The organism is Rhodanobacter aciditrophus (genome assembly GCF_042679525.1).
Taxonomy (GTDB): domain Bacteria; phylum Pseudomonadota; class Gammaproteobacteria; order Pseudomonadales; family Marinomonadaceae; genus Marinomonas; species Marinomonas aciditrophus.
In genome coordinates this window covers 67,536-92,473 of record NZ_JBHTMN010000012.1, presented here as the reverse complement: position 1 = coordinate 92,473, position 24,938 = coordinate 67,536, and the positions used below count along the sequence as shown (strand labels likewise).

The following is a 24,938-nucleotide window of genomic DNA, read 5'->3' as shown; positions in this document are numbered from 1 at the left end:
GCTATCTTACTACAAGGTCAAACGCTAAGCATCAAGCTGTCTCATTTTTACTTGGCTCGAACAAAGGCTAAATGGCCTTTACATCGCTTACAAAGATACTGAGTACCTCGTTTGGCTCGACCATGACGATGAGCGGTAAATTCATGGGTTTGGCAGTCACACTGATAGATAAATAAACGCTTAGGGCTTGGCACGTCAAAGTCATGGGTTCGGTCCGCTTCTACATTAAACAAATGCTCCATGATAGCCGTCCATTCAGGACCATGGGGTTTGGGCCGGCTTCCATAAACTTGAAACACCACAAGATGCGCAACCTCATGGGGCACTACTTGCTCAATGAACTTTTCACAGTCTTGCTTGAGCATGAAAAGATTAAAACGCATTTCGTTCGTTTGTAGATAGGCTGTCCCAGCCGTTCGCCCTCTTTGTTTAAAGTTAAAAGTCGGGACAACAAGCTTGATCTTAAAATAGCGTTCGGCAAGCTGAATGCAGTGGGCAATCTTTGCCGTAATTTTTGCCCGAATGGCCGGTGTCACAGTGCAATTTGAAGCAGGGTTAGAACTCACCAAACAATTCCTCTGCATTAAGTTGCTCTAGTTGAGGCACACTCAACCCAGTCACCCGACTTAAAGATGCGTAGTTTTTGGGGCGGGCGGAATAAATTTTATGAATTTGCACATCAGACAAATGCTCATAAATTTTATTGGCCACAGTCCATCGCATAAGTCCTTTCCAACTTCGATCATTTAACGAAGGCAATTCATCACTTTCTTTCACTGCTGGATAATGGAAATCAGCCGTAAGAATGAGCTGGTCACTGCCTTTTAATATCCGTCGACAGGTTTCATCCATAGTGATCATAAATGGAGCGGTTTGATGAATTCTTATGTAATTCAATGCTAAAAGACGGCGAATAACACCTTTCCACTGACTTTCGTCCAGACTTTTGCCACTGCCGAATAGTGGATGATTAGACAAACCGAAAGCAGCGACACTTTTGTTATTTTTACCTAAAAGTGTTGCGATCATCACAGAGAAAGAAGCCAGACCTCTTGTCTTATGGACCAAAGTCAGTAATTTTTGCGCTGCCACGGTCACATTATGCTGAGCACTTTGCTTAATACATCGATCACAATGGCCACAATGCTCAGTGTCATCTTGGTTAAAGACCTTTAACAAGGCACTCTGACGGCAACCTAAAGACTCAACGCAGCGGACTAACTCCCAAAAATCCTCTTCACCCACACCTTCATGTTGCACAAACTGCCATGCTTGCAAAATATCCTGCAGACCGTAAAACAAAAGAGCATAAGCTTGACGGCCATCCCGCCCAGCTCGGCCGATTTCCTGTACATAGTTTTCAAGTGATAGAGGCAAATCCATATGCACCACAAAGCGCACATGATCCAAATCTATTCCCATACCATAGGCAGTGGTCGCTACCAGTACTTGAACTTCTCCAGTAGAAAACCCATGGTGAGCTTGTATGCGTTGCTCATGAGGTAAATTAGCGTGATAACTTAAAGCGTTGACACCTCGCTCACGGAGCCATTGGGCGATGTCCTCGGTTTTTTGCCGTGAACGACAATAAACAATGCCTGGTTGAGCCAGACCTTCTTTCATTAAAAAGCCAAGCAACTGGTGTTTAGCCCGACGTTTTTGCGATATTTGCACCCGTAAATTAGGTCGATCAATGCTCTCACGGATTACCTTAGGCGACACCAGAGATAAAGCATGGGCCACATCAGCTTCTTTAGAGGGTAGTAATGTCCCCGTTAATGCGATGACAGGCGTCTCAGGAAACACCTGCTTTAATTGACCCAATTGGGCATATTCTGGACGAAACTGTTGCCCCCAACGCAGCACACAATGGGCTTCATCCACGGCAACACAGGACACTTCAATATCCTGCAGCAACCCTAACACACTGGGCTGTAGTAACTTCTCTGGAGACATATACAAAATCTCCACATCCCCATGACGTAGGCGCCAATGAAGATCGTTCTGCTCGGCGCCGTTTTGCGTTGAGTTTAAGAACTCTGCTTTTATTCCGAGGGCAACCAGATCTTCCACTTGCTGTTGCATGATTGCGATCAATGGACTCACCACAATCCCCACACCATTACGAGCCAATGACGCCACTTGATAAATGGCCGACTTACCAGCACCTGTTGGCAGCAATGCCAGCACGTCTTCGCCATTTATTATAGGCTCAACACAAGCCCATTGAGACCCGATGAAGGTACTAAAACCAAGGCGCTGCAATGCCACGTGGCATTCTGGAGGGATAGCTAAACTGTGGCTTTTCACCGATTTGCTCATGGTTTTTTACAACTGATATGTTTAAACTGTGACGCGATTAATTAATAGGAATGCCTAAATGCACCACCAACCACTTGATGACCTAGAACTCGAAGAACTCGAAAACTTTTTGGACTCGGATGCTGTTCATGAAGACTGCCAGAATTTTGTCATGGCACACGGTTTTTTAACAGCCCTAGCAATCAGTCCAGAAGCGCCAGCCCCGTCTCAATGGTTGCCTATCGTATTTGAGGAAACCCCAGAGTTTACCTCCGATAAAGAACAAAAGCACATCGAGAATCTACTCGTACGGTTATTCTCTGATCTCCAAAAAGAGCTGGAATCGGAAGACGATTATTTAGTCCCATGTGACATTGAAGTCAGCCATAATCCAGATGAGCTCAGTGAGCTAGAAGAATGGGCATCAGGCTTTATGGAAGGAGTATTCTTTACTGAGCGCTATTGGTTTGAATCAGAAAAGGAAGAAGAAGTCGCAGAATGCCTACTACCCTTTATGGTGGCATCAGGACTGTTCGAGGATGAAGAAGTTCAGCAAATTCGCGAAAGTGAAAAACTGACCCAATCCTGTATCGCCCAGATTCCTCAGCTTATAACGGATCTGTTCCTTATCTTGCGCACGGAGCCAGAGAAAAAAACCAAACCAAAGTTCCATCCTGGCAAAAAAGGCAGCCAAGGTAAAAAGACAGGCAAAAAAGGCAAACGTTAATACCGTTCTTTTTTGAGGCACAAAAAAGCCGCTAATTAGCGGCTTTTTTAATGATTAGCGCAGTGACCTAGCTACGCTGAGGTAAGGCTTCTAGCTTAGAGATTTGCTCATCGGTCAGCATGGCATAAAAGGCATGGCGGGTCTCCGCTTGCTGAACGTCCAAGCGCATCATCAAATCACCTCGTTTTTCAGCTAATTCTGCCACTTGATCCACATAATCCCCAGAAGATGGCTCAAGATTTTGAATCGGCTCTCTTAAGGAACGCAAGCCTTCAATCACCTCTTTACGTTCTTGACGAGCGTCTGCGAACAACTTAGATGCTTTGGCCTTTGTTGGTTCATCAAGCTGAAGTTGCTGAGCAACACGATCCAGCATCGCTTCAGAATACGGATTCATCATATCCATTCGCTGTTGTGCTTGGCTACCTTGAGCTTGAGTCTTGTGGCTTTGGCGGCTATCAGGTTCAACTTCCGCAAAAGAAGCAGTCGCCACAGCAGTAGATAAAATCGCTGCGACACCTAGCGCGCCGTATTTAGCTGATTTGGTTTTTATCTTCGTCATAATGAAACACCTCTTTGCTTCGTTTCGATGATTTCATTATGGGACCAGAATCAGTCAGTGAGTGTCATTGTTGAGAAAGGGTATGTAAAGGTTGGTCCCAGTTATGTGCTCTTTCTCATTCTTTGAAAGAGAATCGTTGAATGATCCATAATCTCACCTGAAGTGTTCAATATTGTGCTCAATTACCGCTCACTTGTCATAAAAATTGATCACCTTAGACGACTTCAAAAAAAAGGCGCAAGAATTATCCCGCGCCTTATTAGTTCAACCTAAACGAACAAGTGATTACTCGTCTTCTGATCCATCCGATGTTTGAGCCTCTAGCGCTTCGGACTGAAAAGTGGCCGAAACCAAGGAAACCAATCCAATGGTTCCAAACTTTAACGTCTGCTCAATAAACCGCACCATGTTTCTGTCCCTTGTCATGTTTATGTTGCGCGTATGGTACGCAAAGCCCATTGCAAATACCGTCATGCAATTGCAAACACGGGGTAAAACTACTTCAAAACAGCTTCTTCCATTGTCACCTGATAACAACGCTCAACCTGTTGGGTAATCTTTCCCCAACGGGAGGCTTTCACTCTTGCCTGATGTGCCTCAAATGCTTGAGAGTTAGCAAACTCCTCGTATACATTGAAACGCAATGGATAATTATCAGACTGATTCACGTTAAACACCAAACAACCAACCTCTTTTCGTGTCAGCGCTATATGAGTTGGCAACTCTTCCAGAACGTCATCTAAGACATGAGACGGCACAATGATGTGCCCTTGCAGGATCACTTTTGACATAAAGCTTCCACTAAAAGATGGGGATATGTTTTAAAGCAGGGTGTTTGCTCAACCAATCTCTCTCGCCCCGTTGAGCTCTCACCCTAAGTATATAGTAAGCCTGGCCATCACTAGAGACTTTAGCGTGAGTGTTAGTGACTCATAAGCAGCTCTTACTGAAAGTTAATTGTCTGAACAAAACCATATATTAGAAATGTATCGAATTAAATATAAACGGGAAAAAGCTACCCCTACTAGTGCGTATCAGGGGAAGTATATTTGTATATACAAACACTTACATTTCGCACAAAAAGTGTGCTAGATTGACATCTAACGCACCCCAAAGTGCCAAAAAACAACAACAAAACACCTAGAGATTGTATATACATGATGGCACAACAATTGCTATCACCTCTGTATCCATCTCATTTAAAGGGAGTCATCTAATGGATACCAACCAAACTCAAACTGCCCCTGTGGGCACTGCTGTTTTTAAGTTAATTCTTTTCAGCTTAATTGGCATCGTGTTCTTCTTTGTGCCCATTACTCTCAACGGTAAAAGCACCATCCCCCTCGATCACATTATCTCTTGGCTACGCTCAGACCATGCTTCTTTAATTAGGGTTTACGCCCTATTAATGGTGATTGCAGGCGGCATTTATCCATTCGTCAATGGCTCGTGGAAACAGAGCACAACTCAGAAGGTATTATCTGTTTTAAAAGTGCTCGGTATCTGTGCCGCGTTACTGGCTTTTTTTAGTATTGGGCCAGCTTTCTTATTTGAAAAAGACATGCTGCCTTTCCTATTTGAAAAGCTGGTCGTACCCGTGGGTCTAATCGTGCCAATTGGCGCAATCTTTCTGGCATTTTTACTAGGCTTTGGTTTACTTGAATGGGTTGGCGTCTTGTTACAGCCTATAATGAAGCCACTCTTTAAAACACCGGGGAAATCCGCTATTGATGCGGTGGCCTCCTTCGTGGGCAGTTACTCAGTTGGCCTCTTGATCACCAACAAAGTGTACAAAGAAGGCCAGTATTCAGCTAAAGAAGCGGCCATTATTGCCACGGGCTTCTCTACTGTTTCAGCCACTTTTATGATCGTTGTGGCCAAGACATTAGGCTTGATGGAGGTTTGGAATACCTTCTTCTGGAGTACATTGGCCATTACCTTCCTGGTCACCGCCATCACGGTGCGCTTGCCTCCCATTCGCTCCATGGATAACAATAAAACTCAACCTGAAGTTACTGAGTTTGCCCATTCCCGTTGGAAACAAGCGACAGCAGAAGGCCTTACTGTCGCTCAGCAAGCAGAACCCTTGTTTAAGCTCATCGTGAGAAACGCAAAAGATGGTCTCATCATGGCCATGAGTATCCTGCCCTCTATTATGTCTATTGGTTTGATTGGCCTACTGCTAGCAAAATACACCCCGGTATTCGATTGGATTGGCCTACTGTTTTACCCATTTGCATGGTTATTACAATTGCCTGATCCAGCCCTAGTAGGCAAAGCCTCAGCAACGGGTCTAGCGGAGATGTTTTTGCCGGCATTAATCGCCGCGAAAAGTGTGTTTGTAGTGAAGTACGTGGTGGGGGTAATTTCTATTTCGTCTATTTTGTTTTTCTCTGCATCCATTCCTTGTATTTTGTCGACGCAAATTCCCATTTCGATCAAACAAATACTTGTCGTTTGGTATATCCGAACCGTACTAACCATGATCTTAGCAACACCCGTTGCTTATTTCTTAGCAAGTTAAAAGGTTCCATTTATGGCGTTGCGTGTACAAATAACCACGTAACGCCTTAACTAGCTTTCCTCGATCAATCTTTTAATGACCTGACTTTGCTTCTTTACGCTTACGCAAAAGCCACATAACAAAAGCAATGATACAGCCCCAAAACGTTAGACCAAATGCGGGAATCGCCAACCAAAACATCATCCCCATATTATACAAGGTGTCCCCTAACTCGACGCCAAGTACCACACAACTAGAAACGGAAGCTTCGTTAAGCTCACACCCGCTCAGATTTGCAATGATCATGGCTAGTATCGCTATACCGATTGGGACACAGCTAATCAATACTGAAATAAGGGCAATCTTTGTCTCTAACCTCATAACCCTGTTCTCAACATCACGCTTTTTATCAAAACAAAATGATTTTTAATGCCAGCTAGTGCTGCACTGATGCCAGTAATCAGGGAAGTATTCATGGTGACATCCTTGTTATCCGTCAATCCATTCAGGAGGAGACTTCCCCCTTAATCCGACTTAGTTAGCGTCGCCTTTATTGGATCTTGCTTGGCGTTTTTGCTTTTTACGCGCATTTTTCTCTGTAATGATTTTGATCGCTTCATCCTTGGTCAGATGAGGGTGCTTAGCGATTAACTCTTCAACTCTTGTGTCAAACTTTGTCATGTATAACTCTCATGTTTTGAAATTACCAAAATAGCCGCAGCCTTTGGCGTACGGCATAGTAACAAGTCATCAGCATTAATGCTCGATAAATCCAATGCAATAAAAGCATCTAGGGGTCGAACCGCCTCTTATTCTGGATTGAAGGTGTTACCTCTAATGAAAACCCCGTAGAATGCCGCCCTCAAGTGCCTGCATTCCACCATGCGACATGATATCAAACCAAGAGATGGAAGAATGACCGAAACCACCAAAGTAATCGCAACCCACAATGGCAGTTTTCACGCAGACGATGTCTTTGCCGTGGCTGCGCTGAAAACACTTTATCCTTCCGCCGAGATTTTACGAACTCGGGATCTAGACCTATTAGCAAAGGCCGACATAGTGTTAGATGTGGGGGGTATTTATGATGCTGATACAGACCGCTTCGACCATCATCAAAGGGGCGGCGCTGGAGCACGAGACAATGGCATTCCCTTTTCATCCTTTGGTCTAATGTGGCAAAAGTATGGCCTACAACTCTGTGGCAACAACCCAGAAGTCACCCATGCGGTAGACAAAAACCTTGTATCCGTTATCGATGCTATCGACTGTGGTCATGTTGATGGCCCACTCACTGGCGTCAGCTTGAGCCAAACCATCTCAATGTTTAACCCCACATGGGAAGAACAAGGAGATTTTGATGCCTGTTTTCAAGAAGCCGTAGCGTTTGCATCCCGAGTATTGGCGCGCTTTATTGCCGCGGCACAAGGCGGTATTAACGCAAAATCGATTGTGGCAGATGCCATTGCTAAAGCCGAAGACCCAAGAGTTATCGTTCTTGAGCAATACACTCCTTGGAAAACCACGGTTTTAAACCTGTCCCAAGAAGCGTTATTTGTGGTTTACCCTTCGGAGACTGGCGCTTGGCGTATACAAACTGTCCCAGTAGAACTTGGCTCCTTTGCGGATCGCAAAAAACTTCCCGCAGCTTGGGCAGGGTTGTCTGATCAAGCACTGCAAGATGTTACTGGCTTAGAGGATGCCATGTTCTGTCACAACGGCTTGTTTATCGCGGGCTGCCAATCCTTTGACAGCACCATGAAAATGGCTGAAATGGCGATAAAAAACTAGCCCACCAAGGGCAATAAAAATGCTTGAGTGAGATGACAGTAAGGTGTTTTCATCTCACTCAAGGTTCAACAAACAGCTCGTCTACTTTAATAGAGTCAGGGCTATATTTTTTTGCGCAGCAAGTAAACCACTAAGATAGGTATCACCAAAGATAAGATCGCCACTGTGATCATCAAGCTACCTACCTCACTGTAATCTTGTGAGACAATGACCACGCCATTTTCCCGCACTTCCCGGGTCACCGTAAATATTTGATTCAGGTATTTCGTTCCCAAGCTGGACGCAGAGAGTGTAAGGTTTGTAAAGCCCGCCATAACTGCAAAGTACGTTGCCTTTAAATGCTTTGGTGCTTCTTGAGCAATCCAGGCAAGCAGCGGAATCATGGCTACCTGTCCAAAAGGTGACCCTGCTACCGTATCAATAATAGCAATTGTTTTAGCACCAAACCCCAAATTTGCCGCAGTCCATTCATGTAAACCATAGTACATACCAATCGTTGGCAGAGATAACACAAAACCAATCAGGCTTAAAAACACCACAAAATAATGCATGGGCCTACTCTGCATCCATTCACGGAGCATAAACATGCCAATGATGGATAGCACAGAAGCAATTTGACTCAAGGTCCCCATAAAGGATTCATCAAAAGCAAGCGTATCAATTTGCCACCAATAGGCACCCGCTCCTGATGCGGGTGTTGCCCTGAATACAAAGATAATACACGCCATTGCCACTAGCTGAGTCTGCTTTTCCTTAGGGAGATCTTGTATGAGCTTTTTCACTAGAAAGCCGATAATGGCTAACGAGCCAATAAAGACAACTTCTTTATCTAGAGCAAAACTAGACAGTCCGATACCTACCACCAGCACAACATAAACAGCACTGCCTCCTAGAATCCACCAGTTAGCTGTCACCTTTTGCTGGCTCTCATGAAGGATCTCTTTGATACGGGATTCTTCTACACCGTTGAATCTGAGGTCTTTTGCTTGTTTGTTTTTAAACCAGAAGCCTAAGAACACACCAGAAACAGAAATAAGCGGCACAACTAATGAAATCGTGTACATCCAGTGATAGGAATAAACAGAAGCAAGCCAACCACCTATACCAGAGACCAAGGTGATCCCCCCCATGATGGCAATACGGCCAAGGGTCTGCATGGTCACATGCATATACCGCAGTTGCTCTTCAGGCAGTTCATTGCCATTTTCATCCGTTGTGGGGACCGCCTCAATGGTCATGGCATCAGCCACAACGTCCTGCAGCACAAAACCCACAGGTGCCAACAGTGCGCCTAGGATATACCATTTTTCTAGACTCCAGATGGCAGTCATCCATTGGGGGTTTCCCGTTAGGCCCACCATGATGAGTATACTGGCCGTCATGAAGCCCGCGCCAATAAAGACAAAAGTAGACTTCCAACGCCAGAACAAATCCACCATATGCCCTATTGGGATTTTTAACGACCACGGAATAATGACCCAGAAACTTAGAGCGGCAAGGAAATCAGCGCTTAAAGCAAGCTCTTGTTTAACATAAAAGCTTTCGATAATACTGGTGAAGCCAGATACACCAAAGGCAAAATACACCATCAGCGGTGGCACGTAAGACCAGCGCATTTCTTTCGCTAGGTGGGTAAATAAGCCCACACATTTTTTCAACAGATCCATATACATCCATATACTAGGTAATAAAAATTTTGTTAGGGCGGACTAACTTTATTATCACAAAGCATAGGGGGCAGCCAAGCTAGCCGGTCAACTTTCGACCTTCATAGGGCGATAGGCTTGCCCCGTGGGTGTGGCTCCCACGGGTAGAAATTAAGCGAGGTTAAGTGATGGGTCCCAATCTTTCCAGACCACTTCTCGACCCTGAGAGCGGATGGCATTAGCGATGTCTTTGACACTGCGTTCGTCACTGATTTCGAATTGCTCTAAAGCTTCTTTCGCATCGTCCGCATAGCCTCCCGGTTGAGTTTTTGACTCAGCACTCATGGTGGTGAACCCCATCCGTGCTGCGTGATTACGAAACTCAGGTGACTCCCGCGTCGAAATGCTCATTTCCAAATCTGCATCGAATAAGCGCCATGCGGCGATCAGTTGAATGAGCTCTAGGTCAGAGATGACAGACTTTGGCTCTATACCACCAGCACAGGGGCGTATCCTTGGAAACGCTACGCTAAACCGAGATCGCCAATAGCGCTTCTGCAGATGTCTAAGATGATAGGCCATCATGATGGAGTCCGTTCGCCAATCATCCAAGCCCAGCAACACACCAAGTCCAATTTTATGAACCCCTGCTTGCCCTATCCTATCTGGGGCATCCAAACGATGGTTAAAATCAGATTTATTACCTCGCAGATGATGTTCTAGATAGGTGGTTCGACGGTAGGTTTCTTGATAGACCAACACACCATCCAAACCCAGGGTCTTAAGCTGCGCGTACTCTTCCCTCTCCAATGGCTGCACTTCCATAGAAAGTTGACTAAATGCCGGTTTAAACAAAGGCAGCATGCGCTCAAAATACGGCATTGAGACTTTCTTGGTCTCACCTGTCACCAGCAAAATATGGTCAAAGCCCTTAGCTTTAATGGCTTTTATCTCACGCTCTACTTGTGCTTCATCGAGGGTCAAACGTTTAATGGCGTTACTCATGGAGAAGCCACAATAGGTGCATTCATTGGCACAGGTATTAGACAAATATAAAGGGGCGAAAAGACTGACCGTATTACCAAAACGCTGACGGGTTAACTGCTCACTTTGTGCCAACATGTCATTTATAAAGGGCTTTGCAGCAGGAGAAATTAATGCCGCAAAATCATTTATATCACGCTTGGATTTCACCAGCGCTCGGCGCACATCGGCTTCGGTGACATTGAGATGCTTTGCCTCTACCTCATGCCAATTAAGGGCCTCTAACTGCTGACTAAAATGCCCCTCGACTGCTGGACTTTGATGCAACACCCGTATGGCGCCACTCATGACAGCTCCTTTAAAAACTCAGTAAAGGGGCTGGAAGCTTCCGCCGTTTGTAGCACTTGCCCAGTGCCAGATTCATAGGCTAGACGCCCTGCTTCCACGGCCAATTTAAAGGCTTTGCCCATGGTTTCTGGCCCACTGGCCACAGCCATGGCGGTATTCACCAACACAGCATCCGCACCCGCTTCTAAGGCCGCCGCCGCATGGGATGGCGCACCAATACCCGCATCCACGATAACAGGTACATTGCTTTGCTCAATAATGATGTCGAGAAATGGCTTAGACGCCAGCCCTTGATTAGAGCCAATTGGCGCCCCCAAAGGCATGACACATTGAGCCCCCACTTCCTCTAAGCGTTTACACAACACAGGATCCGCATGGACATAAGGCATCACAACAAAGCCAAGGCGCACCAATTCTTCTACCGCCTTGAGGGTTTCCACCGGATCAGGCATGAGATAGCGAGGATCTGGATGAATCTCAACCTTTACCCAATGGGTTTCCAAGGCTTCTCGGGCTAATTGGGCCGCATAGATGGCCTCTTTCGCATCACGGGCACCAGAAGTATTAGGCAAGAGCTTAATACCTAATGCTTGTAAAGGTTTTAGAATGTTGTCAGTGCCACTCTTAAGATCCATTCGGCGCAGGGACAAGGTGGTCATTTCGCTGCCACTAGCAAGAATAGACGCCACCATTTGCTCTTGGTTAGCGTACTTACCAGTGCCCGTAAACAAACGGGACGAAAAGGTATGATCTGCAATGGTTAAAGACATATTAGCCTCCAGCGATAGATTCAAAAACGTCGATGCGGTCGTTTTCATTCAACACAAACTCAGACCACCGGCTACGAGGTACGATGTTTTGGTTCACGGCAACAGCCACTCGCTGATCCGCTTTGACATAGCACTCCAGTAAATTTGACAAGATGACGGAGTCTGACTGAACTGGCTCATCATTCACATAAAGCTGCATGGGGCGCTCCTTTTTCTGTCATAGCTTGAAGTAAGGACTGGGTCGCTGCTTTAGGGGAAGAAGCACGGGTAATGGCTGTGACCAACGCAATGGCATCGACTCCCGTTGCTTTTACCTTTGGCAAACGCTCGCCACTGATTCCGCCGATCGCGACCGTAGGGTAAGCCCCTTTAATCAACGCCACATACTGACCTAAACGAATCACTCCTTGAGGTTGCGAGGGCATATCCTTGGTAACGGTTGGAAAAATGTGACCAAGAGCGATGTAGCTTGGCTTCAGGTTAAATGCGCGCATGATTTCAAAATAACCATGGGTACTGATACCCAACCTAAGACCAGCCGCCTGTATGGCCGTTAAATCAGCCACTTCAATGTCTTCTTGACCAAGATGTACGCCAAAAGCCCCCATCTCTATGGCCAGCTCCCAATAGTCATTAATAAAGACTTGGGCACCATATTGTTGACCTAAGGCAATGGCTTGCTGGATTTTACTTTTCAGCTCAGGATCATTTGGGTCTTTGATGCGTAACTGGGCCGTTGTCACCCCTTGCTCTAAAACCAAGGCTAACCATTCCACTGTATCCACCACAGGGTACAAAGTGAAAAGGTCTTTACGAATCGGACTAAATTCCGCCTCTTCGCCCATGACATGATCCCCTGAAAAATGCGTAGTGGGAAACCAAGTACGATCTTCAGGCCAACCTGCCCCTGCAGCCCTTGCTTGTTGTGTCATCCAAGCAAGACCTAAGGTCATGGCATCTAGTGGGTCAAATCCCAATTCAATAAAACACGCTAAGGCGACCGCCAAATCGTTTTGGTTCACCTTGGTAAGCTTGTCTGCATGGAACAAAGCGACTGACTGTACATTTTCACCTTTTGGACATTCACCTTTAGGTATATGCACAGCCACCCTATTGTCTTGGCAACAAACTTGATAAATAGACTCCGAAGGCTGAGATTCGCGAACAAATTGCCACACATTATCCCCTGTGTTGAGGGTCAGCCCTGCTTGACACATCTGAATGATCGTATCTTCTGTGGTGGCGTGAAACACACGACACCCAAGGTGCCGTGTGTTGTCTAAGACAGAAGATTTAAACTCAACATCGGCAAAACCAATGGTTTTCATCTCTGTGGTGTTCATTTACTTTTCTGTCTCAAGAGGGTCTGCGGTCAATTTGTCAGTGGTGAGATACACATCACTGCCCAGCTCTTTGAATTGCTCAGACATTTGCAGCATGCCTTCTTCGGCAGTGACCTCTACTGCTTCGATTTTTTCAAGGCCAGCAGCGTAGTCCCGTACCTCTTGAGTAATCTTCATAGAACAGAATTTTGGTCCACACATGGAACAAAAGTGCGCCACTTTACCAGAGGCCTGAGGCAGGGTTTCATCGTGATAAGCACGGGCCGTTTCTGGATCTAAAGCAAGGTTAAACTGGTCTTCCCAGCGGAATTCAAAACGGGCTTTAGACAGCGCATTGTCTCGTACTTGGGCACCTGGATGGCCTTTTGCTAAATCGGCTGCGTGGGCAGCGATCTTGTAGGTAATGAGCCCCTGTTTTACGTCCTCTTTATTGGGCAAACCCAAGTGTTCCTTAGGGGTCACATAGCACAACATGGCACAGCCATACCAACCGATTTGCGCCGCACCAATCCCAGAGGTGAAATGGTCATAACCTGGCGCAATGTCTTGAGTCAGAGGCCCCAAGGTGTAAAACGGCGCTTCGTGACAGTGCTCAAGCTGCAAGTCCATATTTTCTTTGATCAATTGCATGGGCACGTGGCCAGGGCCTTCGATCATGACCTGAACGTCATAGTCCCAAGCAATCTTGGTCAGCTCACCTAGTGTTCGCAGCTCGGACAATTGAGCCTCGTCATTGGCGTCCATAATGGAACCCGGACGTAAACCATCCCCTAATGAAAGGGACACATCATAGGCGGCACAAATCTCACAGATTTCTTTAAAGCGTGTGTATAAGAAGTTTTCTTGATGATGGGCCAGGCACCATTTCGCCATGATGGAACCACCGCGGGACACAATACCCGTTAGGCGTTTAGCGGTCATGGGCACGTAACGTAATAAGACGCCACAGTGGATAGTAAAGTAATCTACCCCTTGCTCCGCTTGTTCAATCAAGGTGTCTCTGAACACTTCCCAAGTAAGGTCTTCGGCCACACCATCTACCTTTTCTAGGGCTTGATAGATGGGGACCGTACCAATCGGCACTGGAGAGTTACGCAAGATCCATTCACGGGTTTCGTGGATGTTTTTACCCGTTGATAAATCCATCACCGTGTCCGCACCCCAACGGGTCGACCACACCAATTTCTCGACTTCTTCTTCAATGGAAGACGTCACCGCGGAGTTACCAATGTTGGCATTCACCTTGACCAAGAAATTACGACCAATAATCATCGGCTCAGTTTCTGGGTGGTTAATGTTCGCAGGAATAATGGCTCGCCCTTCCGCCACTTCTTTACGGACAAACTCAGGGGTGATTTCTGTTTGGATATTGGCACCAAAGCTATGGCCAGGATGCTGCTTCAACAACAGCTCGCTTTTGATCGCCTGAAGGTTTTGGTTTTCACGGATGGCGATGTATTCCATCTCAGGGGTGATAATTCCTTTACGGGCGTAGTGAATTTGCGTCACACATTGTCCTTGTTGGGCTTTACGTACTGTGGGCAGCTGCTTAAAGCGCAGTGTATCCAGAGCATCATTTGCTAAGCGTTGTTGCGCAAACTGTGAGCTTACCCCTTCTAACACTTCGGTGTCATTGCGTAAATCGATCCATTGCTGACGCAAGGCTTTGATCCCTTTATGGACATCAATGGTTTCTGCCGGATCCGCATATGGGCCAGCTGTATCGTAAACATAGATGGGTTCGTTCGGCTCAAAGGTTAAGTTGTCAGGATCAGAGCCAATCGGGGTATCAGTTAGGTTGATCTGACGCATTGGTACCTGAATTGAAGGGTTTGAGCCTTCAACATAAATGCGTTCGGAAGATGGGAACGGTTTAGCCTGTAGTGACTCAATAAAGGCCTTGGCGTCTAAACGCGCTTGTTCTCGTGTTTGTTTATTAGGTTTTGCAGTCGACATAAGCAGATTCCCGTCATTATTGTAATGGAAAAAATGCTTGTCAGGAGGACACGTACTTCCACGTACGTGTGGCTGTTAGCGAAGAAAAAACCAATGGTTTTCCAAATACAGCGCAATTTCAGCAGAAAAGAAAAGAGGCTTTCTTGTTCCCTTCGCAGGTATTAGCCTGATCAGGTTCTGCGGATCCCGCATTAAAATGCGATCTCAGCCAGTTAAGGCACTCCGACAAGTTGGGCATCAGTATACGCGTTTAAAGGGTGCTGTAAACTCCCTTAACGCAGTTTAGTTGGTAAGCTTGTTAGGATTCATTTAAAGCTAGCGCCTGTTTATAAAGCGCATTTTTCTTCTCGCCAGTGATCTCTGCAGCCAGAGCAGCCGCCTGCTTTACAGGCAACTCTTTAAGCAAGACTTTAAGAACTTTCAGGGCTTCTGAATTGTCTTCTTCCTGTTCAGGAAGAGACACCATTATGACAAATTCACCACGGGTTTGGTTGCTATCTTCCGTTAAAATACGATGAATATCCGCCACTGACCCACTCAAAAAAGTTTCAAATGTCTTAGTGATTTCTCGTGCTAAAGCCACTTGAATGCGGTCCCCCCAAACGGCCTCAAGATCCACTAAACAATCAAGAATTCGATGGGTAGACTCATAAAAAACGACCGTCCCTTGACTCGGTGTCCAACTGGACATTTCGTCCCGACGGGACTTACTTTTAGCCGGTAAAAAGCCCACAAAGCTAAAACGATCTGTTGGTAATCCCGAGGCACATAAGGCAGTTATCAAAGCTGAAGGTCCAGGGACTGGTACCACTTTATGCCCTTGCTGTCGCAAAAAATTCACCACATGGTAGCCGGGATCAGAAATCAGAGGCGTCCCCGCATCGGACACTAAGGCAAGATTTTTACCTTCGTCCAGCAACGAACCAATGTAGTTCGCCTTATCCCTTTCATTATGATCGTGGAGCGCAAATAGCTTGGTATCAATGCCAAAATGATTGAGCAAACGCTTTGAGTGACGGGTATCTTCCGCTGCAATGAAGTCCACTTCTGTGAGTACTTTTTTAGCTCGATCGGTAAAGTCTTCTAGGTTACCAATAGGGGTAGCGACAATGTAGAAGGTTCCTCTCACATCGTTATCAGTCTGTGTTACCATGTTTCCTCTTTTGGGCTTAAGTATCGCGAGCATATGAGTTTGTTAAGATCCCGTATCATACCACTTTCAATCGTCACGTTGTCGTTAATCGGTTGTGGCGCTATCGAAACCAACATGCCAGTGGAAAACACCGCCTCAAACGCGGCACTAGAGCAGAGCAACGCTCCCACTGACAACCCAGCAAGCTATGCTCTCTGGCAGGCTGAACAACAAGCCACACCAGAGCTGGCTGCCCCTTATTACCTTCACGCAGCTGAGCTTTTAGTCATTGACCAACAATCCGTGAAAGCGCAACAGATCCTTGAAGATCACGTTAATGAAGTACGCTTTCCAGGGCAGTTCTCAGGCTTATTGCTCTATGGACGTGTCATGGCGTCACTAAACACTCCAATTCCCGCTTTAACAGCGCTGGGCGAAGCAAGCCGTTTACCCGTTGCAGACCAGCCGAAAAATCAAATAGCACTGTTAGAAACCCGTGCACTAGTGATGGCATCTTTAGATAACTGGCCAAATGTGGTCCGAGACCGAGTGCGCTTAAGCACCATGGTGCCGCCAGAAAAGCAGGAAGAAAATCAAACAGAACTTTGGAGCGCCATTCAAAACCTGACGGATAACGAAATTGGCTACTTAGAATCCAGCGACCTGCCCTTGTTGTCTGGATGGCTACAGATCTCCCGAATATTGCGCAACCAAAATCTAACGGTAGATCAGCAACTTCAAGCCTTCTCTTTATGGCGTGGTCGTAACAGCTCCCACCCAGCAAGTGCTAACCCGCCCTTGGATTTCAAAATCATGGCCTCCCTTGACGAGCAGCTTCCTACCTCATTTGCCGTGCTATTGCCCATGAGTAAAGAGCTAGAAACTGCCTCTCAGGCCATATTGAACGGCATGTTACAACAGTACTATGCGACAACTGGCGAACGACCAAAAGTACACGTCATTGACACGGATAAATTTGAAAATTTTGAAGATGCCTATCAAACGGCACTGGACTCTGATGCGGAAATCATCATTGGTCCCTTACGTAAGCAAAATGTGGCGCGTCTTCCAGGGTTAATTACAGACACTCCAACCATTGCTTTAAACCAGCTGGATATCACTCGGGTAACGGACAACCTTTACCATTTTTCTCTTAATGTGGATGACGACATTAAAGAATTAATGTCCTTCTCAAAATTAGAGGGAGCTAAATATGCTGCAATTTTGTCAACTCAGGATACTTGGGCCCTGCGTCAGAGTGACCAATTTCAACGCCTTGCTGAGGAACAAAATGTCCCTGTACTAGAGACCATCTCTTATGAAGACACACCTTTAGGACGTCAACGCGCCATTAAATCCCTATTACAAATAGATGAAAGTGAAGCACGCATCAGAGCCATCACCCAATGGACTGGCCAGTCTATAGAAACCACCTCCCGTGCACGCCAAGATTTGGACTACATCTATTATGCGGGGAAACTAGATAATGCCAAGCAGATACGACCTTTGGTGGATTTCTACTTTGCAGATCAGATTCCAATGCTGGCCTCTCAGACCTTACATGATGGTCAACCAAGCCGTAACACCAAAAACGAAGACATTGAACGCATTGTCTTTACTGAAATCCCTGTTCTGAGTAACGGATCAGAAACTTCGAATACCCCTTATGTATTACAGCGCTTGACTGCGTTGGGTAATGACAGCTACCTGATTGCGAGCCGCCTGCCATTATTCATTAATGTCAATTTGGCTAAAGTCTCGGCCAAAACCGGCATCATTACATTGAATGAAGAAGGAATCTTCAATCGACGTCCTAACATAGTGACGTACAAGAGAGGGAACTTGGTAGATGCTAAAGAGGAATACCTTAAAGAATCGGAAACACGCTGATGGCCAACAGGCTGAGGCCTTAGCCGAAGCCTTTTTGATCAAGCAGGGTTACCAACCTTTAGAGAGAAACTTCCACTCTCGAGTAGGAGAAGTGGATTTGATCATGCGTCAACACAACACCTATGTGTTCGTTGAAGTGCGTTATCGGGCCAACGCCTCACGAGGCAAAGCCGCTGAAAGCATTACCCAACATAAGTACCAGCGCTGCTTAAAAACGGCGCAATATTGGTTAATGAAACATCATTTATCTGGCAGTCAGTTCCAAATAGATGTCATCGCCATTGATGGCAGCCTGGATGAACAACATATAACCTGGATGCCGGCCGTATAATTGAGTAACAAGCATGGATTATCAAGAAGCGATCTACACCCAATTTGCCCAAAGCTTTGAGTCCCAGCAATATGCGCTGGAGAACCTTCCTCCTTTTATTGAGCATGCTGCCAAAGTACTGTTTAACAGCATCGCCAGTGGCGGCAAAGTCATCGCTGTAGGCAATGGCACAGGGGCTTACATTTCACAGTATTTCAGCACACTATTGATTGATCGCATGGATCGTGAACGCCCAGGTCTACCTGCCGTATCTCTGAGCAGCAACGGTAACACCCTATTGGCTATCACCCACAACGACAGTTACCACGATGTTTTTTCGAAGCAAATTACTGCCATTGGTAACCCAGGTGATGTGCTTTTTATTGTGGCCAATAAAGGCAATACATCCCCAATCATTCAGGCCATCCAAGCCGCCCATGAACGCAAGATGAGTATCGTAGCCTTAACGACTCCAGACGCCAAAAACGTCTCCTCTTTAACATCAAGGGATGACACAGAAATTAAGATTAATTTAACAGGAACGGCACGGGTACAAGAGTGCCAAACAACTGTCGTTCACACCCTAGTGGATTTGCTCGAACGCCAGCTATTTGGCTACGAAGATTAAAGACTTATTTTACCACTTTTAAGGTAAAGCCTTTTTTAGGTGGCTCTGGTGGCGTTGGCTCTGGGTCTGGATCCCCTGAGACTTCAAAGTCTTCTGGTGGAAATGACAAACCATCGCCACTTTCTTTGGCATACAGAGCCATAGCGGCACCGATGGGTACAAATACTTGCATGGGTTTGCCACTGAAACGCGCCTCAAAGGACACCCCCTCTTTATCCATGTGTAACTGGCGCACCGCACTCATACTGATGTTCAGCACTATTTGACCGTCCTGAACGAATTCACGGGGAACGATCGCCCCTGGATAATCTGCATTAACCAATAAATAAGGCGTTTGGTCATTATCTGCCACCCACTCGTAAATGGCATTTAACAAATAAGAACGTTTAGGGATCATACTTCGCAACTCCTAAAAACAAAAAAAGGGGCGCATAAGCCCCTTTTATTTAATCACGTCCAATTAGTCTAGACGCATTTCTTGTTCGGCTTCAGACAAACTCTCTTTGAACGACTCACGTTCAAATACCAAATCCATGTACTTATACAAGCCTTTTGCTTGAGATTTTTCAATCTCAACACCTAAAGCGGGTAGTCGCCATAAGATAGGAGCTAAACAGCAATCAACGATAGTGAACTCTTCACTCATGAAGTATGGTTTTTCTTCGAAGATTGGAGACACACTGATTAAGCTTTCACGAAGCTCTTTCTGGGCATTCTCAACCGCTTCTTTGTCTTTGCTGGACAAAATTAAGTCAACCAACTTAGCCCAATCACGCTGAATACGGTACATGTACAAACGGCTGTCAGCACGTGCCACTGGGTACACAGGCAATAGAGGTGGGTGAGGAAAACGCTCATCCAAGTACTCCATCATCACATTTGGCTCATACAAAACTAACTCGCGATCTACTAACGCAGGCAGCTCATTGTAAGGGTTTATATCCGCCAATTCCTCTGGCTTGTTGAAAGGATCAACATCAATAATGTCTACGGTTACCGCTTTTTCAGCCAGTACAATACGTACGCGATGGCTGTAATGATCTTCTCCATCAGAGAAGAACGTCATGGAAGAGCGCTTGGCAATAACACCCATGTATAACCCCTATATTAAAAACAACGAACCCCCCGAAGAGGGATTTAACTTTACAAACTAATTTGAAATGCTCCTTGCCAATAGGCGAGGACATTTTGGCAGAATTGATGCTCTTGTTAAGGAGCCTCACACCAGAATTCTTTCCACGCTAGGCATATTAACGCACCTATGTGAACAACGAATGATAACACTTTTATTCCCAAAAATTCAGCCTCTTAAAGACTTAGCTTCTCATATAGACAAAAAAAATCGTCACATCAGTGAAAAGCGCTTCAATTCTCAAGGAACCCTATATAAGCCGCATCATTAAAATGGTTAATTTCAGGCATAAAAAAACGCCTGACTGAGCAGGCGTTTTGAAATTTCGAAGCGTAAGTAAAAAATTAACGCTTGGAGAATTGTGGACGACGACGTGCTTTGCGTAGACCAACTTTTTTACGCTCAACCTGACGAGAGTCACGAGTTACGTAACCAGCAGAACGTAGAGTACGACGTAGAGTCTCATCGTATTGAATTAGCGCACGAGTAATACCGTGACGAATGGCACCTGCTTGACCAGAGATACCACCACCAGAAACTGTAACGTATACGTCGAATTTTTCAGTTGCTTCAACAAGTTCAAGAGGCTGACGAACAACCATGCAAGAAGTTTCGCGACCGAAGTATTGCTCTAAAGAACGGTTGTTAACAACTAGGTTACCAGAACCCGCTTTTAGGAATACACGAGCAGTAGACGATTTACGACGACCTGTTCCGTAGTATTGAGTAGCTGACATAATGACCTTCCCGTATTAGATGTTAAGTTCTTGTGGCTGTTGTGCGGCATGTGGATGCTCAGTACCAGCATACACTTTCATTTTCTTGTGCATTGCACGGCCTAGAGGACCTTTAGGCAACATACCTTTAACAGCTAGTTCAAGAACACGCTCTGGAGCATGGTCAATCAGCTTTTCAAAGCTCATTGAACGTAGGCCACCTGGGTAACCAGTGTGACGGTAGTAGTTCTTGTCAGCAGCTTTGTTGCCAGTGACACGAACTTTCTCAGCATTGATCACAACGATGTAGTCACCAGTGTCAACGTGAGGAGTGTATTCTGCTTTATGCTTGCCACGTAGACGGCGAGCAATTTCTGTAGCCAAACGACCAAGAGTTTTGCCTTCAGCATCAACCACGAACCAGTCGCGGCGTACTTCAGCAGGTTTTGCAGTAAAAGTTTTCATTAAAAAACCCTTTTCCATTTACATGCAGTGCGCATGTCAATACCTATTATTATTGGTTATGGGGTTAAGCGGACTTAAATCCCATAACGTACACATACTCCATTTTTGGAGCGCGCGAATTATAACCAAGTTCTAACTAAAACTAAAGTCTTTTATTAAGGACGATGTTCAAGCATCAAGTACTCTTCCGACTGCATTTCAAGCAGTCGGCTGACAGTACGATCATATTCAAAAGCCAAACGCGTCCCTGTGTAGATATCAGGTATAGCGACATCCGCAGAGATAATTACTTTTACATGACGATCATAAAACTCGTCGATCAGGTTGATAAAGCGACGCGCCATATCATCACGGGCAGAGTCAAATTGAGGTAGATCAGAAATGATGATGGTGGAGTAGAGCTTGGCAATCTCTATATAATCCACCTGACTACGCGGACCATCACATAGAGCTTTAATGTCAAACCAGGCCAAATCTTCATAACTCTTATAAAGCGGGATATTACGACCTTCGATCTCAACTGATCCCCCCTCTTTCACTAGATTTTTATTTGGCGTAAGACTATTAAAACGCTCTTCCAATGACTCATTTGCTTCTGGCCCCAAAGGAAAATGATACAGCTTCGCTTGCTTAAGTGTACGTAAACGGTAATCGATCCCGCCATCCACATTCATCACATGAGTGTGCTTATTCACCAAGTCAATCGCAGGTAAAAAGCGAGCACGCTGCAAACCATTCTTGTACAGACCATCAGGCTCTATATTAGATGTAGCCACCAACGCCGTACCATTCATAAACAAATGCTCAAGCAAACCGGCCAAAATCATGGCATCCGTAATATCCGTTACGAAAAATTCATCGAAGCACAACACTTCCGCCTTAGCAGAAATTTGTTTAGCAACAATCTCCAATGGATTCTTAGTGTCTTTTAGTTGACGTAACTCCTGATGCACCATTTGCATAAACCGGTGGAAGTGCAAACGTAACTTACGCTCCATCGGCAAGCACTCAAAAAACGTATCCATTAGGTAGGTTTTGCCGCGACCAACACCTCCCCAGAAGTACAACCCGGTTTCCACGTCTATTTCTGCTTTTTTCTTCTTTAAGAAGCCAAACAAAGATTTTTCAGCCTTTGGCGGGTTATTGGATCGTGCAACCAAACGATCAAATAAGTCCTGCAACGCCATTACGGCTTCTTCTTGGGCTGGATCGTAATTAAAGTCAGAACGCTTAAGGTCTTCTTGATATCGGGATAGAGGGGTCATTGTCTGCGAATACACCATTGCATAGTTGAGGAACACATCTTACCAAAATGATACAGAAACCTCACTATTCACTATATTTCCGTTGCGGTATTTCCGCTATAATGCGGACAGATGTCTTGGGGAGTAAACCATGGAACTAGAAGTATTCGATATCATCGTCTTTGTTACAGGAATCATCTTAGGTTTTGCAGCGGCACTTATCTTTCGTGCACTGGGCAAAAAAGGCGCAATGGCTAAGCATCAGTCAACCGGCGCGACCATTGAAGCACTGCAAAATGAGCTTGAACGTAGACAAGTGTTAGCAGACGATCATTTTTTACAACTTAACAATCATTTACAGGGTGTAGAGAAGAAGCTAGCGGACGTTCGCAAAACCCTTAACGAAGGTGCGAGCTCACTCAGCACAGTGGAATTTACTAAGCCAGAAGCAGAGCCTGAATCAACCACTGAGAGCCTCTCTGCACCGCCGCGAGACTACGCCACCAAAGGCCAAACTGACGAAGGCATGCTAAGTGAGAATTACGGCCTACATCGCCAGACCATTGAAGAGCCTAAACGCACAATCTAACTGAGTGCTATAAGCAAATAAAAAAGGGACTAAAGGTCCCTTTTTTATTTTCGACAAAAGATCTTTTTATCTGTTACGCCGGATTCGGCACATCAACAAATTCGCACTCCACATCCCAATTCGCGTTTATGTATTCCGCTAACGCTCGAGGACCAAAGCACTCTGTTGCATGATGACCTGCCGCACAGAAATGGATCCCCTCTTCCCGAGCAATATGAATGGTCTGTTCTGAAACCTCACCCGTAATAAACACATCAGCGCCAGCACTGATTGCCTTGCCAATATAGCCTTGGGCGCCGCCGGTACACAGGGCCACTTCCCTTATATTTTGGTCGCCAATATTTTCAAACAACACCTCACGCCCCACCACCTGTGACACTCGCTGAGAAAACAACTCAGGAGAGACCTCATCATCAAGCTCACCGATGACACCAATAGACTCTTCGAGAGGCTTACCCACTTCCAATGGCCGCAACGAATGAAGACCCAGCGCCCGCGCTAGGTTAGCATTGTTCCCCACCTGAAGATGGGCATCCATTGGTAGATGGTAACCGAACAAATTTACGTCATTTTTAATTAGAGTTGCGATGCGGTGATATTTCATCCCCACGATCTCAGGCGCTTCTCCTTTCCAGAAATAGCCATGATGAACAACAATCGCATCTGCTTGCCTAGCAATAGCCTCATCAATTAACGCCATACTCGCCGTTACACCAGTAACAATCTTACGTATCTCTTGTTTGCCTTCCACTTGAAGGCCATTGGGCGCATAATCTTTAAATATATTTGGACGAAAAAGCTCAGTCAGCTTTCTTTCTAATTCACTTTTTTTCATGGGCACCCCTATCAATGAAATTTGTTATCGGCCGCAATAGTCTAATCTGGGGATTATTCGGGCTTTGGCTAGGAACAGTCCTACTTTTTTGGCAATTTTATAAAACAGAATCTAATCAAACCTTTGCTGACGCAGTAGCATCTACCTCTAGCTCAGTGGTAAATATTTATACCTTTTCGAACCAAGCTTCTCCATTCCGCAATGGCGACCAGCACACTATTACCAACCTTGGATCTGGGGTCATTATATCAAAAGACGGCTACATACTGACAAACCACCATGTCATCCAGGGTGCCTCAGAAATCATTCTTTCTTTAAATGATCGACGACAGGCGCGCGCTACCCTTGTCGGTACAGACCCCGCCAGTGATCTAGCCGTACTAAAGACAGATCTAGATCAGCTAACACCGATTAAGATCGGCAACAGCAGCACCATAAGAGTGGGTGACCAAATTCTCGCCATTGGCAATCCTTTCGGCATTGGTCAAACAGTTACCTCAGGCATTGTCAGTGCCAAAGGTCGAGATAGCATAGGTCTCAATCCCTATGAAAATTTCATCCAAACCGATGCAGCCATCAACCCAGGCAACTCTGGCGGTGCTTTAATTGACCTTTCCGGCAATTTAATTGGCATCAGTTCTGCTATATACACAAGCTCCGGCGGCTCCCAAGGCATTGGCTTTGCCACTCCTATTAATGACGCCATTAAAATCATGGACGCCATCATTAAACATGGCAGCGTGGTACGTGGGTATTTGGGAGTTCAAGTACAAGAAAATAATGAGCAAGTCGCTCAGGCTTTAAACCTTCCCTCTGCCAAAGGGTTACTTGTCACTTCAGTCACCCCTTATGGACCTGCAGAAAAAGCTGGCATGAAAGCAGGAGACATCATCATATCGATAGAGAAACAGAGCAACTTAAGTGCCCATAACGCACAACAACTTGTATCAGACTTAACGCCTGGAGAGAGGGTAACTATAAAGGCTCTAAGAGGACGGCAGAGCTATATCACCAAAGCACTAGTGGAGCGTTTGCCTGCCATTCAGCAAACAAACACCCCATAGCC

At 45.7% G+C, this 24,938-nt stretch carries 28 protein-coding genes and 1 riboswitch; of the genes, 8 read left to right on the top strand and 20 right to left on the bottom strand.

Annotation, left to right across the window (positions count from 1 at the left end; genetic code table 11):
• Positions 1 to 47 precede the first annotated feature (47 nt).
• Together ACFQ45_RS11330 and ACFQ45_RS11325 are read right to left on the bottom strand one after the other, a co-directional pair.
• Positions 48 to 566 carry a SprT family zinc-dependent metalloprotease gene (locus tag ACFQ45_RS11330; RefSeq protein ID WP_377367737.1) on the bottom strand — a complete coding sequence of 173 codons (519 nt, stop codon included), beginning with the start codon at positions 564 to 566 and terminating at the stop codon, positions 48 to 50.
• Positions 556 to 2,322 (bottom strand): RecQ family ATP-dependent DNA helicase, encoded by a 1,767-nt coding sequence (locus ACFQ45_RS11325; RefSeq protein WP_377367735.1) that lies wholly within the window; start codon positions 2,320 to 2,322, stop codon positions 556 to 558. The genes ACFQ45_RS11330 and ACFQ45_RS11325 overlap by 11 nt, the downstream gene beginning before the upstream one ends.
• A gap of 58 nt (positions 2,323 to 2,380) precedes the next feature.
• On the opposite strand from ACFQ45_RS11325, the gene ACFQ45_RS11320 reads away from it, so the two are divergent.
• Positions 2,381 to 3,028, top strand: coding sequence for a YecA/YgfB family protein (locus ACFQ45_RS11320; protein WP_377367733.1), 648 nt, complete (start codon positions 2,381 to 2,383; stop codon positions 3,026 to 3,028).
• 67 nt (positions 3,029 to 3,095) lie between these two features.
• Here ACFQ45_RS11320 and ACFQ45_RS11315 read toward each other — a convergent pair whose 3' ends face one another.
• From ACFQ45_RS11315 to ACFQ45_RS11305, 3 genes are all read right to left on the bottom strand, one after another.
• Positions 3,096 to 3,590: a Spy/CpxP family protein refolding chaperone gene (locus ACFQ45_RS11315; protein ID WP_377367731.1), complete on the bottom strand. Its 495-nt coding sequence runs from the start codon at positions 3,588 to 3,590 to the stop codon at positions 3,096 to 3,098.
• 285 nt (positions 3,591 to 3,875) lie between these two features.
• Complete coding sequence (locus tag ACFQ45_RS11310) at positions 3,876 to 3,998, bottom strand: hypothetical protein (RefSeq protein WP_377367729.1); 123 nt, start codon at positions 3,996 to 3,998, stop codon at positions 3,876 to 3,878.
• An 89-nt stretch (positions 3,999 to 4,087) separates the two neighbouring features.
• The gene (locus tag ACFQ45_RS11305) at positions 4,088 to 4,381 is read right to left on the bottom strand and encodes a putative quinol monooxygenase (protein ID WP_377367728.1); all 294 of its coding nucleotides are present in this window, start codon (positions 4,379 to 4,381) and stop codon (positions 4,088 to 4,090) included.
• Positions 4,382 to 4,806: 425 nt separating this feature from the next.
• On the opposite strand from ACFQ45_RS11305, the gene ACFQ45_RS11300 reads away from it, so the two are divergent.
• A complete protein-coding gene (locus ACFQ45_RS11300; RefSeq protein WP_377367727.1) occupies positions 4,807 to 6,114 on the top strand; it encodes a YjiH family protein in 1,308 nt (435 codons plus the stop codon).
• Between the two features lie 72 nt (positions 6,115 to 6,186).
• On the opposite strand, the gene ACFQ45_RS11295 is transcribed toward ACFQ45_RS11300, so the two are convergent.
• Positions 6,187 to 6,474 carry a hypothetical protein gene (locus ACFQ45_RS11295; protein WP_377367725.1) on the bottom strand — a complete coding sequence of 96 codons (288 nt, stop codon included), beginning with the start codon at positions 6,472 to 6,474 and terminating at the stop codon, positions 6,187 to 6,189.
• A gap of 153 nt (positions 6,475 to 6,627) precedes the next feature.
• Positions 6,628 to 6,774 (bottom strand): hypothetical protein, encoded by a 147-nt coding sequence (locus tag ACFQ45_RS11290; protein ID WP_377367723.1) that lies wholly within the window; start codon positions 6,772 to 6,774, stop codon positions 6,628 to 6,630.
• Between the two features lie 234 nt (positions 6,775 to 7,008).
• Here ACFQ45_RS11290 and ACFQ45_RS11285 point away from each other — a divergent pair, with 234 nt between their 5' ends.
• Positions 7,009 to 7,884 carry an MYG1 family protein gene (locus tag ACFQ45_RS11285; RefSeq protein WP_377367721.1) on the top strand — a complete coding sequence of 292 codons (876 nt, stop codon included), beginning with the start codon at positions 7,009 to 7,011 and terminating at the stop codon, positions 7,882 to 7,884.
• Between the two features lie 101 nt (positions 7,885 to 7,985).
• On the opposite strand, the gene ACFQ45_RS11280 is transcribed toward ACFQ45_RS11285, so the two are convergent.
• The 7 genes from ACFQ45_RS11280 to rsmI all read right to left on the bottom strand — a co-directional run bounded on the left by ACFQ45_RS11280 (position 7,986) and on the right by rsmI (position 16,084).
• A complete protein-coding gene (locus ACFQ45_RS11280) occupies positions 7,986 to 9,551 on the bottom strand; it encodes an MFS transporter (RefSeq protein ID WP_377367720.1) in 1,566 nt (521 codons plus the stop codon).
• 150 nt (positions 9,552 to 9,701) lie between these two features.
• A complete protein-coding gene (gene thiH / locus ACFQ45_RS11275; RefSeq protein WP_377367718.1) occupies positions 9,702 to 10,862 on the bottom strand; it encodes a 2-iminoacetate synthase ThiH in 1,161 nt (386 codons plus the stop codon).
• The gene (gene thiG, locus ACFQ45_RS11270) at positions 10,859 to 11,632 is read right to left on the bottom strand and encodes a thiazole synthase (protein ID WP_377367716.1); all 774 of its coding nucleotides are present in this window, start codon (positions 11,630 to 11,632) and stop codon (positions 10,859 to 10,861) included. Before thiG ends, thiH begins: the two co-directional genes overlap by 4 nt.
• Position 11,633: 1 nt before the next feature.
• Positions 11,634 to 11,831 carry a sulfur carrier protein ThiS gene (gene thiS / locus ACFQ45_RS11265; protein ID WP_377367714.1) on the bottom strand — a complete coding sequence of 66 codons (198 nt, stop codon included), beginning with the start codon at positions 11,829 to 11,831 and terminating at the stop codon, positions 11,634 to 11,636.
• On the bottom strand, positions 11,812 to 12,975 hold the full coding sequence (thiE, locus tag ACFQ45_RS11260) for a thiamine phosphate synthase (RefSeq protein ID WP_377367712.1): 1,164 nt from the start codon (positions 12,973 to 12,975) through the stop codon (positions 11,812 to 11,814). Before thiE ends, thiS begins: the two co-directional genes overlap by 20 nt.
• Positions 12,976 to 14,931 (bottom strand): phosphomethylpyrimidine synthase ThiC, encoded by a 1,956-nt coding sequence (thiC, locus tag ACFQ45_RS11255; protein ID WP_377367710.1) that lies wholly within the window; start codon positions 14,929 to 14,931, stop codon positions 12,976 to 12,978.
• Between the two features lie 130 nt (positions 14,932 to 15,061).
• A riboswitch (TPP riboswitch) is annotated at positions 15,062 to 15,166 on the bottom strand.
• Between the two features lie 63 nt (positions 15,167 to 15,229).
• Positions 15,230 to 16,084: a 16S rRNA (cytidine(1402)-2'-O)-methyltransferase gene (gene rsmI / locus ACFQ45_RS11250; protein ID WP_377367708.1), complete on the bottom strand. Its 855-nt coding sequence runs from the start codon at positions 16,082 to 16,084 to the stop codon at positions 15,230 to 15,232.
• Positions 16,085 to 16,117: 33 nt separating this feature from the next.
• Between rsmI and ACFQ45_RS11245 the strand changes: the two genes are divergently transcribed.
• The 3 genes from ACFQ45_RS11245 to ACFQ45_RS11235 are packed head-to-tail and all read left to right on the top strand — an operon-like array spanning position 16,118 to position 18,891.
• Entirely contained in the window at positions 16,118 to 17,953 is a 1,836-nt protein-coding gene (locus ACFQ45_RS11245) for a penicillin-binding protein activator (RefSeq protein ID WP_377367706.1), read from the top strand.
• Positions 17,913 to 18,284: a YraN family protein gene (locus ACFQ45_RS11240; RefSeq protein ID WP_377367704.1), complete on the top strand. Its 372-nt coding sequence runs from the start codon at positions 17,913 to 17,915 to the stop codon at positions 18,282 to 18,284. Before ACFQ45_RS11245 ends, ACFQ45_RS11240 begins: the two co-directional genes overlap by 41 nt.
• 13 nt (positions 18,285 to 18,297) lie before the next feature.
• Positions 18,298 to 18,891 (top strand): SIS domain-containing protein, encoded by a 594-nt coding sequence (locus ACFQ45_RS11235; protein WP_377367702.1) that lies wholly within the window; start codon positions 18,298 to 18,300, stop codon positions 18,889 to 18,891.
• Positions 18,892 to 18,895: 4 nt separating this feature from the next.
• Here the strand turns inward: ACFQ45_RS11235 and ACFQ45_RS11230 are convergent, their stop codons facing one another.
• The 5 genes from ACFQ45_RS11230 to zapE form a co-directional block, all read right to left on the bottom strand.
• The gene (locus ACFQ45_RS11230; RefSeq protein WP_377367700.1) at positions 18,896 to 19,288 is read right to left on the bottom strand and encodes a ClpXP protease specificity-enhancing factor; all 393 of its coding nucleotides are present in this window, start codon (positions 19,286 to 19,288) and stop codon (positions 18,896 to 18,898) included.
• A gap of 63 nt (positions 19,289 to 19,351) precedes the next feature.
• Positions 19,352 to 19,984, bottom strand: coding sequence for a glutathione S-transferase N-terminal domain-containing protein (locus tag ACFQ45_RS11225; RefSeq protein WP_452600457.1), 633 nt, complete (start codon positions 19,982 to 19,984; stop codon positions 19,352 to 19,354).
• A 383-nt stretch (positions 19,985 to 20,367) separates the two neighbouring features.
• Entirely contained in the window at positions 20,368 to 20,760 is a 393-nt protein-coding gene (gene rpsI / locus ACFQ45_RS11220; RefSeq protein WP_377367699.1) for a 30S ribosomal protein S9, read from the bottom strand.
• A gap of 15 nt (positions 20,761 to 20,775) precedes the next feature.
• On the bottom strand, positions 20,776 to 21,204 hold the full coding sequence (rplM, locus tag ACFQ45_RS11215; RefSeq protein ID WP_377367697.1) for a 50S ribosomal protein L13: 429 nt from the start codon (positions 21,202 to 21,204) through the stop codon (positions 20,776 to 20,778).
• Positions 21,205 to 21,359: 155 nt separating this feature from the next.
• Positions 21,360 to 22,469 (bottom strand): cell division protein ZapE, encoded by a 1,110-nt coding sequence (gene zapE, locus ACFQ45_RS11210; protein ID WP_377367695.1) that lies wholly within the window; start codon positions 22,467 to 22,469, stop codon positions 21,360 to 21,362.
• A gap of 130 nt (positions 22,470 to 22,599) precedes the next feature.
• Between zapE and ACFQ45_RS11205 the strand changes: the two genes are divergently transcribed.
• Entirely contained in the window at positions 22,600 to 23,037 is a 438-nt protein-coding gene (locus ACFQ45_RS11205) for a ZapG family protein (protein WP_377367693.1), read from the top strand.
• Between the two features lie 73 nt (positions 23,038 to 23,110).
• On the opposite strand, the gene ACFQ45_RS11200 is transcribed toward ACFQ45_RS11205, so the two are convergent.
• A complete protein-coding gene (locus ACFQ45_RS11200) occupies positions 23,111 to 23,872 on the bottom strand; it encodes a Nif3-like dinuclear metal center hexameric protein (RefSeq protein WP_377367691.1) in 762 nt (253 codons plus the stop codon).
• 14 nt (positions 23,873 to 23,886) lie between these two features.
• On the opposite strand from ACFQ45_RS11200, the gene ACFQ45_RS11195 reads away from it, so the two are divergent.
• The gene (locus ACFQ45_RS11195; RefSeq protein ID WP_377367689.1) at positions 23,887 to 24,936 is read left to right on the top strand and encodes a S1C family serine protease; all 1,050 of its coding nucleotides are present in this window, start codon (positions 23,887 to 23,889) and stop codon (positions 24,934 to 24,936) included.
• Positions 24,937 to 24,938: the final 2 nt, after the last annotated feature.